At 59.3% G+C, this 12,182-nt stretch carries 10 protein-coding genes and 2 tRNA genes; 2 read left to right on the top strand and 10 right to left on the bottom strand.

Translation table 11 applies throughout. The features are described 5' to 3' along the window. The first annotated feature begins 14 nt into the window (after positions 1 to 14). Complete coding sequence (locus FQ192_RS26390) at positions 15 to 1,124, top strand: DUF2817 domain-containing protein (RefSeq protein WP_149661151.1); 1,110 nt, start codon at positions 15 to 17, stop codon at positions 1,122 to 1,124. 67 nt (positions 1,125 to 1,191) lie between these two features. Here FQ192_RS26390 and FQ192_RS26385 read toward each other — a convergent pair. Continuing rightward, positions 1,192 to 1,268 (bottom strand) — tRNA-Met (locus FQ192_RS26385). 116 nt (positions 1,269 to 1,384) lie between these two features. Continuing rightward, positions 1,385 to 3,442, bottom strand: a complete 2,058-nt coding sequence (locus FQ192_RS26380; protein ID WP_149661150.1) for a methyl-accepting chemotaxis protein — start codon at positions 3,440 to 3,442, stop codon at positions 1,385 to 1,387. A 333-nt stretch (positions 3,443 to 3,775) separates the two neighbouring features. On the opposite strand from FQ192_RS26380, the gene FQ192_RS26375 reads away from it, so the two are divergent. Beyond that, positions 3,776 to 4,993: an MFS transporter gene (locus FQ192_RS26375; protein WP_149661149.1), complete on the top strand. Its 1,218-nt coding sequence runs from the start codon at positions 3,776 to 3,778 to the stop codon at positions 4,991 to 4,993. 163 nt (positions 4,994 to 5,156) lie between these two features. Here the strand turns inward: FQ192_RS26375 and ychF are convergent, their stop codons facing one another. From ychF to FQ192_RS26335, 8 genes are all read right to left on the bottom strand, one after another. Then, positions 5,157 to 6,257, bottom strand: coding sequence for a redox-regulated ATPase YchF (ychF, locus tag FQ192_RS26370; RefSeq protein ID WP_149661148.1), 1,101 nt, complete (start codon positions 6,255 to 6,257; stop codon positions 5,157 to 5,159). Positions 6,258 to 6,279: 22 nt separating this feature from the next. Further along, entirely contained in the window at positions 6,280 to 6,864 is a 585-nt protein-coding gene (gene pth / locus FQ192_RS26365) for an aminoacyl-tRNA hydrolase (RefSeq protein WP_008153430.1), read from the bottom strand. A gap of 170 nt (positions 6,865 to 7,034) precedes the next feature. Then, positions 7,035 to 7,637, bottom strand: coding sequence for a 50S ribosomal protein L25/general stress protein Ctc (locus tag FQ192_RS26360; RefSeq protein WP_149661147.1), 603 nt, complete (start codon positions 7,635 to 7,637; stop codon positions 7,035 to 7,037). 141 nt (positions 7,638 to 7,778) lie between these two features. After that, positions 7,779 to 8,720: a ribose-phosphate pyrophosphokinase gene (locus tag FQ192_RS26355; protein ID WP_003208392.1), complete on the bottom strand. Its 942-nt coding sequence runs from the start codon at positions 8,718 to 8,720 to the stop codon at positions 7,779 to 7,781. Positions 8,721 to 8,766: 46 nt separating this feature from the next. Then, positions 8,767 to 8,841: transfer RNA gene (locus FQ192_RS26350), tRNA-Gln, on the bottom strand. A 36-nt stretch (positions 8,842 to 8,877) separates the two neighbouring features. Then, positions 8,878 to 9,729, bottom strand: a complete 852-nt coding sequence (gene ispE / locus FQ192_RS26345; RefSeq protein WP_149661179.1) for a 4-(cytidine 5'-diphospho)-2-C-methyl-D-erythritol kinase — start codon at positions 9,727 to 9,729, stop codon at positions 8,878 to 8,880. Positions 9,730 to 9,731: 2 nt separating this feature from the next. After that, positions 9,732 to 10,349 (bottom strand): lipoprotein insertase outer membrane protein LolB, encoded by a 618-nt coding sequence (gene lolB, locus FQ192_RS26340; RefSeq protein WP_149661146.1) that lies wholly within the window; start codon positions 10,347 to 10,349, stop codon positions 9,732 to 9,734. Between the two features lie 4 nt (positions 10,350 to 10,353). Further along, the gene (locus FQ192_RS26335) at positions 10,354 to 12,078 is read right to left on the bottom strand and encodes a tetratricopeptide repeat protein (RefSeq protein WP_149661145.1); all 1,725 of its coding nucleotides are present in this window, start codon (positions 12,076 to 12,078) and stop codon (positions 10,354 to 10,356) included. Between the last annotated feature and the right edge of the window lie 104 nt (positions 12,079 to 12,182).

The following is a 12,182-nucleotide window of genomic DNA, read 5'->3' as shown; positions in this document are numbered from 1 at the left end:
AACAAGAGGCACACATGCAGACCGAGTTTCCTACCCAGCCGAGTTACCGTGGGCAACGTGAACAATTCCTCGCGGCGGCCACGGCGGCCGGCGCGACCTTGACCGAGTATCCGCATCCGCTCAAAGGGCCGTTCGGCGAGCCGTTGAGCACCGATGTGGCGGTGCTGGGCGATCCGCGCGCCAAACGGCTGCTGATCGCGCTGAGCGGCACCCACGGGGTCGAAGGCTTCTATGGCTCGGGCTGTCAGATCAAATGGTTGCAGGATTTGGGTAAGCGTTCGCTACCGGCGGATGTCGCGGTGGTGATGATCCATCTGATCAACCCGTGGGGCACGGCGTGGTTGCGTCGGGTCAATGAAGACAACATCGATCTGAACCGCAATCACCTGAACTTCGAACGTCCTTTGCCGGATAACCAGGCCTATGGGTTGCTGCATCAAATCTATGCCTGCGCTGAGTTGCACGGCCCCGAGCGTGATCGGGCGGATGCCTTGCTTGAGGCGCAGATCAAAGAGCACGGCTGGCCGGCGGTGATGTCGATCGTCGAGGGTGGCCAGCACAGTCATCCCGATGGATTGTTCTTTGGCGGCCTGGCGCCGAGCTGGTCGAACCGCACGCTGCACCGGATCATTCAGCAACACATCGCCCACGCCGAGGTCGCCCTGTGTTTCGACTTGCACACGGGCGCCGGTGAATACGGTCATCCGATGCTGCTGACCATTACCGAAGCGGCCTATCCGGCGCTGGACGATGCCCAGGCGATTTACGGCCCATGGCTCTACACCTTGCACACTGGCGCCAACACCACGAGCGAAACCGGAGTGGCCGCGACTGCGACGGGTTACACCTCGCAAGCGCTGCTTAATGCTTTGCCTGACGTGCGATTGATGCCGTTTGTGATCGAGTGCGGGACGTATCCGGGGGCCGACGTTCATCGGCATTTGCGCGATGACCACTGGCTGCACCTGCATGGCAATCCGAGTGATGCGGTGGGGCGCGGGATCAAGCTCAATTTACTGGAGCAGTTCTATCCGGCTGACAGCGACTGGCAGGCCATGGTCTGGCTGCGTACCTGGCAAATTTGGGAGCGGGGCTTGTCCGCGTTGTCGACGCTGCGTGCCTGACCGGGCGCAGCACTTTTCTCGAGGCATAAAAAAACGGCCTACCTTTCGGTAAGCCGTTTTTAGTACTTGGTGGCTACACAGGGACTTGAACCCCGGACCCCAGCATTATGAATGCTATGCTCTAACCAACTGAGCTATGTAGCCAAGTGGCGCGCATTATTCACCGGTAATGCAGATGCGTCAAGCGCAAATCTAAAATATTTCTCTACACTTTCAACCGCTTATCGTCCTGAGCCGAAAAACCGGGGCAGGGCAGGGTGTCAGCTGAGCTGAAATCTCCCGGTATTCGCGCTCAAGGCCTTGCTGCCCTGGCTTAAGGTATCTGCCGCAAGGTTCACGGCCCGCGCGCCTTCCAGCAACCTGACGGCCGCCTGATCGACCTGCTGGATGTTGCCGCTGACCTCATCGGCGGTGCTCGCTTGCTCTTCGACAGCGGTGGCGATTTGCGCCAGGGTGTCGGTGACGCTTTGCACGGCGCTGGCGATTTCCCCCAGGCGTGCGCCGAGGCCCGTGACGGCTTCAGCGTCGGTCTGAGCCTGGCCGCAAGCGGCTTCCATCAGGGTCACTGCTTCATTCACCGTGCTGCGCAGGCTGTCGACGGTGCTGGCGATCTGCGCGGTGGACGATTGCGTGCGCTGGGACAGACTGCGTACCTCATCGGCCACCACGGCAAAGCCGCGACCTTGCTCTCCGGCGCGAGCCGCCTCGATGGCTGCGTTGAGCGCCAGCAGGTTGGTCTGCTCGGCAACGCCGCGAATGGTGTCGACCACCAATTGAATCTGCTGCCCCTGCTCACTGACCCGACCCAAGGCTGCCGCCGTGTCGTTGAGCCGCTGATTGAGCTGCTGAATGCTCGCCGTGGTGCGTTGGCTGTCGCGGCTGCTGTCGGCGGCGATTCGCTGGGTATGCTGGGCGCTGCCGGACGCCTGTTCACAACTCTGGGCGACCCCTTGGGAGGTGGCGGCCAGTTGCGTGGCAGCAGCGGCAATCTGGCTGATCTGGATTTGCTGGGCCTCGACTTCGCCCAAGGCGCCGCTGGAATGATCGTTGAGGGTGCGCACGGCGTTGCTCAACTGCAAAGTCTCGTGATCGACCCCGAGCAAACTGTTGCGCAGTTGCACCACCGCGACGTTCAGCGCGGTGCTGATTGCCGCCAATTCGTCGCGACCTTGCACCGGCACTTGCAGGCTCAGGTTGCCGTCACGCAAGGCTTCGGCCAGCACGGTGATACCGCTGGCGCTGCGCCGGATCGAGGCCTGCAAACACACGAACAGGTACAGCGCGGCCAACAGCAGGCAACCAAAGATCGCCGCCACCAGGATGAACTGGCGAATGGCCGAGGTGTGGTAGTAATCCAGGCGTTGATCCAGCGACACCAGGGATTGCTGGCGCAGGGAGGCGAGGTCGGTCAGCAGCGCGTCGAGGTTGTGTTCGAAGTCGTCCGGCTTGAGGTTGATGCTGCCGCCGAACACACCGTCGTCGAGGACCTTCAAGGTCCCATCGAGATGCTTGAGGCTGTCATGGTATTGCCCGGCCCAGGTTTGCAGGGCGCTGGGCAGGCGGGCTTCCAGCAGGCTAGCCGTTTTGACAAGCTGTTCGCGGGCATCGCCGATGCGTCCGCGCAAGTCCCGCAGTTGCAGACGGCTTTGCAGCGTGAACTGCCCGGACACCACTGACGCCTGGCCAACCGCTGCAAGGCGTCCGACCCGTTCAATCAGGTCCGGCGCGTGTTGGGTGGAGATCTGCGTCAGCAAATAGGTTTCCAGCCAGGGCGCCAGGGTCAAGCGATTGTCCATGGCGATCTGTTCGCGCAAGGCTTGCAGGGCGCTCAAGGCGTTGGTGAAGCGATCGTAACCGTCCGGCCACCAGCCGACGCCGCTGAGGCTTTTCGAGTCCAGGCCATTGAGGGCGGTTTGCAGGGCTTGATAGCGGGCCAGGGTTTCACCTTCGGCGCCTTCGGTTTTCAGCGCGTTGCCCAGGTCCGTGGTGGCTTGGGCGACGGCGGGTTGCACGGCGTCGAACGCGCCCATGGCGGCGATGGTGGCGGGGGTTGGCTGGCGATTGGTTTCGGTGGCGCGCCAGCGCGCGGCGCGGTCACGCTGGGCGGCGAGCAGGTTATCCAGCGCATCCAGGGCCAGCAGTTGACGAACCCCGGCACGTTCGCCGGAAATGAGCTGCAGTTTGTCCCGATAATCCTGACCGATCATCCACAGACTGCCGCCCAACGGCAGGATAAACAGCAGAAACAGCAGCTGAAATTTGCGCGCGAAGCCAAAACGCCCCAGCAGCCCGATCCCCGGTGATAAAAAAGCCTGCATGCCCCATGACTCCTCTGGACACCACGCACCATTGGCGTGCGTCGTGATCGTTGCGACCGCGACTTGTGCCCTTTTAAAAGGCCTCGAAAGTTCACCCTCGCCAGCTCTGTAGGCCGACTCTGTAGCGAAACTTCCCATTCTCGATCCCCTTTGTAAGGGGGCCGCGTTGAAGGGGAGAAACAAGGCAAGATTCAGACCATGGCGTTGCGCTATCACCCACTCTTCGATGAACGTCGAGGTCGTTAGCAGGCTAAGGGGATAGCGTTGTTGCACTGAAAAATGGCACATTGGCGCACCTGCCCGTGTGCACCCATCTGTAGTACGGAAATTCCCATGGCTATCAGCAATGCCCAGACCGGCGCAACGCCGGCATCCGCGACGCCGCAAAGCAGTCCCTTAGTCATGCGCATCATCGGCGCGGTGGCGCTGGCGCATTTGATCAACGACCTGATTCAGTCGGTGCTGCCGTCGATTTACCCAATGCTCAAGGCCAATTATGGCCTGACGTTTACCCAGGTCGGCCTGATCACCCTGACGTTCCAGTTGACCGCCTCGCTGTTGCAGCCGTGGGTCGGTTACTACACGGATCGCCATCCCAAGCCGTGGCTGTTGCCGGCCGGGACGGTCTGCACATTGATCGGCATTTTGATGATGTCGCAGGTGGGCAGCTTCCCGATGATCCTGCTGGCGGCGGGATTGATCGGCATCGGCTCTTCAACCTTTCACCCGGAAGCTTCTCGCGTGGCGCGACTGGCTTCGGGCGGGCGTTTCGGCCTGGCGCAATCGACCTTCCAGGTCGGTGGTAACGCCGGTTCGGCGTTCGGTCCGTTGCTGGCGGCGGCGATCATCATTCCTTACGGTCAGGGCCACGTTGCGTGGTTCGGCTTGTTCGCGGTGTTTGCGCTGTTCGTGCTCTATCGCATCAGCCGCTGGTACGCCAATCACTTGAACCTGTTCAAGCTCAAGCAGGGTCAGGCGGCGACTCACGGCTTGTCGAAAAACCGAGTGATCGGCGCGCTGGTGGTCCTGGGCTTGCTGGTGTTCTCCAAGTATTTCTACATGGCCAGTTTCACCAGTTACTTCACCTTCTACCTGATCGAGAAGTTCGACCTGTCGGTGGCCAGTTCGCAGCTGCACTTGTTTTTGTTCCTGGGCGCGGTGGCGGCGGGGACCTTCTTCGGTGGGCCGATTGGCGACAAGATCGGGCGTAAGGCCGTGATCTGGTTCTCGATCCTCGGCGTGGCGCCTTTCACCTTGATCCTGCCTCATGTTGACCTGTTCTGGACCAGCATCCTCAGCGTGGTCATCGGCTTCATCCTGGCCTCGGCGTTTTCCGCGATCGTGGTGTACGCGCAGGAATTGGTGCCGGGCAATGTCGGGATGATTGCCGGGGTGTTCTTCGGCCTGATGTTCGGTTTTGGCGGGATTGGCGCGGCGTTGCTGGGGCATCTGGCGGATGTCCACGGGATTGAATACGTGTACTTCCTGTGTTCGTTCCTGCCGCTGTTTGGGGTGTTGGCGATCTTCTTGCCGCGCACCAAAAAGGCCTGACAATACGCGGACCCGTAGGAGCAAGGCTTGCCCGCGAAGCTTTTAGCGTCAGTGATGACGCCTTCGCGGGCAAGCCTCGCTCCTACAGGTTTGGTGGTGTTGCCCGGATTCCAGGCACAAAAAAGCCGCGTATCAAACGCGGCTTTTTGTTGCGTAGCGGTTTTTACACGTTGAAACGGAAGTGCATCACGTCGCCGTCTTTCACGATGTAGTCCTTGCCTTCCAGACGCCATTTCCCGGCTTCTTTGGTGCCGGCTTCGCCCTTGTACTGGATGAAGTCGTCGTAGGCGATAACTTCGGCGCGGATGAAGCCTTTTTCGAAGTCGGTGTGGATTACGCCGGCGGCCTGGGGTGCGGTGGCACCGACGCGGACGGTCCAGGCGCGGACTTCTTCGACACCGGCGGTGAAGTAGGTCTGCAGGTGCAGCATCTCGTAGCCGGCGCGGATCACGCGGTTCAGGCCAGGCTCTTCAAGACCCAGGGCTTCGAGGAACATGTCTTTCTCTTCGCCGTCTTCCAGCTCGGCAATTTCGGCTTCGATCTTGTTGCAGACCGGAACCACCATGGCGCCTTCTTCTTCGGCGATGGCTTTGACGATATCCAGCAGCGGGTTGTTCTCGAAACCGTCTTCAGCGACGTTGGCGATGTACATGACCGGCTTGGTGGTCAGCAGGTGGAAACCACGAATCACGGCCTTGTCGTCGACACCCATGGTCTTCATCAGGGTGCGCGCAGGCTTGCCGAGGGTGAAGTGAGCGATCAATTGTTCCAGCAGGCCTTTCTGGACCACCGCGTCCTTGTCGCCACCCTTGGCGTTGCGCGCGACTTTCTGCAGTTGCTTCTCGCAGCTGTCGAGGTCGGCGAAGATCAGTTCCAGGTCGATGATCTCGATGTCGCGTTTCGGGTCGACGCTGTTGGAGACGTGAATCACGTTCTCGTCTTCGAAGCAGCGGACCACGTGGGCGATGGCATCGGTTTCACGGATGTTGGCCAGGAACTTGTTGCCCAGGCCTTCACCTTTCGACGCGCCGGCCACCAGGCCTGCGATGTCGACGAATTCCATGGTGGTCGGCAGGATGCGCTTGGGGTTAACGATGGCCGCCAGGGCTTCCAGACGCGGATCCGGCATCGGCACGATACCGGTGTTCGGCTCGATGGTGCAGAAGGGGAAGTTCTCGGCCGCGATCCCGGATTTGGTCAGGGCGTTGAATAGGGTGGACTTGCCGACGTTAGGCAGGCCGACGATGCCGCAATTGAATCCCATGGTGTTTTCCCCGAGGAGTGAGTCAGGCCTTCTGGCTGTGCAGGTTTTTCATCGCGCGGTTCCATTCCCCGGCGAGGATATCCGGCAGCACGCCGAGGGCAAAGTCGATGCTGGCATCGAGTTTTTCCTGTTCGGCGCGTGGCGCACGACCCAGGACGAAATTTGAAACCATACTGGCAACGCCCGGGTGGCCAATGCCAAGCCGCAAGCGGTGAAAGGTATTCTGATTGCCCAGTTGCGCGATGATGTCGCGCAACCCGTTGTGACCGCCATGGCCGCCGCCCTGCTTGAGCTTGGCGACGCCCGGAGGCAAGTCGAGTTCGTCATGCGCCACGAGGATTTCTTCAGGCGTGATGCGGAAGAAGCCGGCGAGTGCCGCCACGGCCTGGCCGCTGCGGTTCATGTACGTGGTGGGAATCAGCAGACGAACATCCTGACCCTGGTGCGAATAGCGCCCGGTCAGGCCGAAATATTTGCGATCGGCCACAAGGTTCACACCTTGCGCGTTCGCGATGCGCTCAACAAAAAGGGCCCCTGCGTTATGCCGGGTCTGTTCGTATTCAGCGCCTGGATTTCCCAGGCCAACGATCAGTTTGATGGCAGTCACGATAGGGGCCCTTCCTTGGAGTGGTGGATAACATCGCCGCAATCCGGGAGTGCGGCGAAAGTGGACGACAAGTGCTCATTTACCATTATGTAAACTCCGCGTTCTCGCCCGCTTTCTCGCTACGTTCCAGTCCGCGATGTTACTTGATCACTCCGGCTTCACAGAGTGAATTACTCTGCTGCGCCTTCTTCGGTAGCTTCTGGAGCAACACGTGGAGCGTGGACGTTGGCAACAGCCTTGTCATCACCGTGTGCCAGAGCAACAAACTCAACGCCTTTAGGGGCTTTGAGGTCGGACAAGTGAATGATCGAACCGATTTCAGCGTCAGTCAGATCGACTTCGATGAACTCAGGCAGATCTTTCGGCAGGCAGGTCACTTCGATCTCAGCAACAACGTGCGAAACTTCGCCGCCTTTCTTGATCGGGGCTTCTTCACCAACAAAGTGTACAGGCACAACAGCGGTCAGTTTCTGGCCAGCGACTACGCGTACGAAGTCAGCGTGCAGCACGTGGCCTTTAGCCGGGTGGCGCTGCAGGGCTTTGATGATGACGTTTTGCTTTTTGCCGCCAACGTTCAGCTCGATGATGTGGCTGTAAGCCGCTTCGTTTTCGAGCAGTTTGGCAACTTCTTTAGCCAGCATGCTGATGGATTCAGGGGCTTTTTCGCCACCGTAAACTACAGCTGGTACCAGGCTTGCGAGACGACGCAGGCGGCGGCTCGCACCTTTCCCCAGGTCGGAACGCACTTCAGCATTCAGAGTAAAATCGTTCATGTTGTATCTCCAAAATAACCACATTCGCCCCAGCGGTTGCGACCAGCGCTAAAGGCGATATGGGCAAAAAAGCCCCGCCCCGACAGGAATGCCGGGGCGGGGCGCTTTTCGTCAACGAGACATTCGAGAAGGGCAGGGCCCTTAACGGAACATCGCACTGATCGATTCTTCATTGCTGATGCGGCGGACCGCCTCGGCAACTACCGGCGCGATATCCAGTTGACGGATACGCGAGCAGGCTTGAGCAGCAGCGGACAACGGGATGGTGTTAGTCACCACCAGTTCGTCCAGCATGGAATTTTCGATGTTTTCGATCGCCCGACCGGACAGCACAGGGTGTGTGCAGTAGGCGAAAACCTTGGCAGCGCCATGCTCTTTCAGGGCCTTGGCCGCGTGGCACAGAGTGCCGGCGGTATCGACCATGTCATCGACCAGAATACAGGTACGCCCTTCGACATCACCGATGATATGCATCACTTCAGAGTGATTGGCTTTCTCACGGCGTTTGTCGATGATCCCGAGATCCACGCCCAGGGATTTGGCAACAGCACGTGCACGCACGACGCCACCAATGTCCGGGGACACGATCATCAGGTTTTCGAAGCGCTGATCTTCAATGTCATCCACCAATACCGGGGAGCCGTAGATGTTATCTACCGGAATATCGAAGAAACCCTGGATTTGGTCAGCATGCAGATCAACCGTGAGAACACGATCGATGCCGACTACGGTAAGCATGTCAGCAACGACTTTCGCGCTGATAGCCACACGTGCGGAACGCGGACGGCGATCCTGACGGGCATAACCAAAGTAAGGAATAACAGCAGTGATACGAGTAGCCGAGGAGCGGCGGAAGGCATCAGCCATCACTACCAGTTCCATCAGGTTATCGTTGGTCGGAGCGCAAGTCGGCTGAATAATGAAGACATCTTTACCGCGGACGTTTTCATTGATCTCGGCAGTAATTTCACCGTCGGAGAACTTACCGACAGAGATGTCACCGAGAGGGATATGCAGCTGACGTACAACACGCCGAGCCAGATCGGGGTTAGCGTTCCCCGTAAAGACCATCATCTTGGACACGCGCAGTACCTGAAGGCTGAGGGTAACCTGGATGAGTATAGGAAAATGGCAGGGGCGGCTGGATTCGAACCAACGCATGGCAGGATCAAAACCTGCTGCCTTACCGCTTGGCGACGCCCCTGTATCTGTTGCAACGATTACCCAGTAATCGATTCCTTTAAAGCAGATTTTGCAGCTTGCGATGCAACATCGAAACGTTGCTTCCCTTTGCTACAAACCCTGTAAGGGTCTCTGTAAGAAGGGCCGAGACTTTATCAGCTTCAGCTTTGCTTGGGAAGCCCCCAAACACACAACTTCCAGTGCCAGTAAGTTTTGCTTCGGTAAATTTACCTAACAAATTCAACGCGTTACGTACCTCTGGATAACGCCTTGCTACTACTGGCAAGCAGTCATTTCGACTGTTTCCCTTGGGAACGGGGCGCACTTTAATGGGAGAAGAGTTACGTGTCAACAAAGGATCTGAAAAAATTTCTGCTGTACTTACAGATACTTGCGGCACGAGCACCAGATACCACGGTTCTTCGGGGTCTACAGGGGTCAGTTTCTCCCCGACACCCTCGGCAAAAGCCGCGTGACCTCGCACGAAAACCGGGACGTCAGCGCCCAGTGTCAGGCCCAGCACAGCCAGTCGATCTTCATCCCAGCCCAGCTGCCACAGGTGATTGAGGCCGAGCAACGTGGTCGCGGCATTGGAGCTGCCGCCACCAATGCCGCCACCCATGGGCAGGATTTTTTCGATCCAGATATCGATGCCAAGTGCACAACCCGATTGCGCCTGAAGTTTTTTCGCGGCACGCACAATCAGATTGCTGTCGTGGGGCACGCCGTCGAATTCGGTGTGCAAACGAATCACACCGTCGTCGCGCACGGCGAAGGTGATTTCATCACCGTAATCGAGAAACTGAAAAATCGTCTGCAACTCGTGATAGCCGTCTTCACGGCGCCCGAGAATGTGCAGCATCAGATTGAGTTTGGCCGGCGAGGGCAGCGTCAAGCGCGCAGCAGTCATGTTCACTGCCCCAGTTTGCGTGGTTGCCATTCCTTGATCACCAGCGTGACATCAAGGTCGGTGCCGTGCAGTTTGATCCGCTCGGGCAGCCAATAGCCGTTTTGTTCGGCGTAGCTCAGGTATTCGACCTGCCAGCCATCCTGTTCAAGGTTGGCCAGGCGGCTGTCGGCGTCCAGGGTCAGGCGACTCTTGCTGTCCGGGGCCGGGAGCCCGCGAACCCACCAGGCCAGATTGGACACCGGCAGTTTCCAGCCCAGCTGTTCTTCCAGCAGGGCTTCAGGCGTCGTAGCGTCGTAGCGGCCCTGATTGGCGACTTCCAGCGACACTTTGCCCGGGCGGCCGGTCAAGCGAGCAGCGCCGCGACCCAGGGGGCCGGAGAGGCGGATGTCGTAGTAATCCTGTCGCTGCAGCCAGAACAGCGTGCCGCTGCCCGAATCCTTGGGGGCGCGAATGCCGATCTTGCCGTTGATCTGCCAGCCGTCGAGGGCAGTCATCTGCTGTTTGTAGGTGTTCCACTGGGCCGGATTACCCTGGCCCTGGACCGATTCACGGGCACCGAAACCGGCGCAACCGGCGAGCAGGGCGATGAAGCTGAAGACGATAACGTGGTGCAAAAACATAATCTTAAAGAGTCTCTGATCCGGTCAGGCGCTTGATGGTGCCGCGCAGGGTAGGGCTGTCGGGTTGGTCCTTGAGGAACTTGCCCCAGATTTGCTTGGCTTCCCGCTGCTTGCCGTTGGCCCACAGGACTTCGCCCAGGTGCGCCGCGACTTCTTGATCGGGGAAACGCTCCAGGGCCTGGCGCAGCAAACGCTCGGCTTCATCGAGATTGCCCAGGCGGAAATTCACCCAGCCGAGGCTGTCGAGGACCGCCGGGTCTTCCGGATTGAGCTGGTGCGCGTGTTCGATCAGGGCCTTGGCTTCTTCATAACGGGTGGTGCGGTCGGACAGGGTGTAGCCGAGGGCGTTCAGCGCCATGGCATTGTCCGGGTCGCGCTTGATGATCAGGCGCAAGTCTTTTTCCATCTGCGCCAGGTCATTGCGTTTTTCCGCGAGCATGGCCCGGGTGTAGAGCAAATTCAGGTCGTCCGGGTATTGCAGCAAGGCTTTGTGCAGCACGCCCCAGGCTTTGTCGCCCTGGTTGTTGGCCGACAGGGTTTCGGCTTCGATCAGGTACAACTGAATCGCGTAATCGGGTTGGGCGTCGCGCTCGGCCACCAGTTTGCTCTGGGCTTCGGCGGTCTTGCCGTTGTTCATCAGGATATCGGCCTGACGCAATTGCGCCGGCAGGTAATCGTTGCCGGGGCCAACCTGGGCGTACTCGATCAATGCGCCTTGCGGGTCGTTGCGCTCTTCAGCGATACGGCCGAGGTTCAGGTGCGCCGAATCCACGTGGCTTTCCCGGGCGATCAAGTCTTCCAGGTAACCCTTGGCCTCGTCCCAGGCCTTGGCTTCCAGGCACACGAGCGCCAGGGAGTAACGCAATTCGTCGTCTTCCGGGTACTGCTGAACCAGGCTGGAGAACTCGACCTTGGCGTCGTCCATGCGGTCCTGCTCGACCAACATCCGCGCGTAAGTCAGGCGCAGGCGTTTGTCGTCCGGGTATTTCTTGATGCTTTTTTGCAGCAGCGGCAGGGCTTCATCGCCACGGTTGAGCGTTTGCAGCAGGCGCGCGCGCAGCAGGATCGGGGCGATTTCGCCGGCGTCCGGCGGATTGTCTTCGAGCAGGGTCAGCGCGCCTTTCGAGTCGCCGTCCTGTTGCATCAACAACGCCTTGCCGAAAATCAGCTGGCTGTTCTTCGGATGGCGCTGCAACAAACGGTCAAAACTTTTCATCAGGCCGTTGCGCGTGTCCTGGTCGGTGTCAGCCGCAGACAGGGCGAGAAAGTCGAAATGCGTATCGCCCTTGCCCAGCAGGACTTTCTCCATATAGACCATGGAGTCGTCGTAACGCCCGGCACGCGCCAGTTGCACGGCGGCGGCCCGTTGAGCTTCGAGGTCGTCCGGGGCGTTTCTCGCCCAGATCAGCGCGGTATCCAGGGCCGCCTGATCGGCGCCCAGGTATTCGGCGATGCGGAAGGCCCGTTCGGAGATGCCCGGATCCTGAGTGTTGATGGCCTGGGTCACGTAGTTGTCCAGCGCAATGTCGAAACGATTGCGTTGGCCAGCCAGTTCGGCACTCAACAGACTGAAGATGGTTTCTTCACTGAAGGAGCTATAGACCTTGGGCTTTTCAGGGGCCGGAGTGCTGTCTTCAGTCGGCGGCGTGCCGTCCGACGAAACGGGCGCCATAGCCTGGCAGCCGCTGAGGAAGACAAAAGCGAGGAGCAACGCGGAAGATCTATTCATATAGGAGAAGGACGACTAACCTGCGGTCGGATCATCATGACACAAGCCTTCGGCCAAACATAACCGAGTCTCAATTGATGCCTTTATAGAGGCAAGTGATTGGG

This window comes from Pseudomonas sp. ANT_J12 (genome assembly GCF_008370045.1).
In the GTDB taxonomy this organism is placed as follows: domain Bacteria; phylum Pseudomonadota; class Gammaproteobacteria; order Pseudomonadales; family Pseudomonadaceae; genus Aquipseudomonas.
Note: the sequence above shows the minus strand (reverse complement) of the source record. Positions and strands in the feature narration are given on the sequence as shown.

What these genes read in the sequence shown, in the direction of transcription:
- FQ192_RS26390 (WP_149661151.1), top strand. Translation starts at nt 15, where the DNA reads ATGCAGACCGAGTTTCCTACCCAGCCGAGTTACCGTGGGCAACGTGAA.
- FQ192_RS26380 (WP_149661150.1), bottom strand. Translation starts at nt 3,442, where the DNA reads ATGCAGGCTTTTTTATCACCGGGGATCGGGCTGCTGGGGCGTTTTGGC.
- FQ192_RS26375 (WP_149661149.1), top strand. Translation starts at nt 3,776, where the DNA reads ATGGCTATCAGCAATGCCCAGACCGGCGCAACGCCGGCATCCGCGACG.
- ychF (WP_149661148.1), bottom strand. Translation starts at nt 6,257, where the DNA reads ATGGGATTCAATTGCGGCATCGTCGGCCTGCCTAACGTCGGCAAGTCC.
- FQ192_RS26360 (WP_149661147.1), bottom strand. Translation starts at nt 7,637, where the DNA reads ATGAACGATTTTACTCTGAATGCTGAAGTGCGTTCCGACCTGGGGAAA.
- ispE (WP_149661179.1), bottom strand. Translation starts at nt 9,729, where the DNA reads ATGACTGCTGCGCGCTTGACGCTGCCCTCGCCGGCCAAACTCAATCTG.
- lolB (WP_149661146.1), bottom strand. Translation starts at nt 10,349, where the DNA reads ATGTTTTTGCACCACGTTATCGTCTTCAGCTTCATCGCCCTGCTCGCC.
- FQ192_RS26335 (WP_149661145.1), bottom strand. Translation starts at nt 12,078, where the DNA reads ATGAATAGATCTTCCGCGTTGCTCCTCGCTTTTGTCTTCCTCAGCGGC.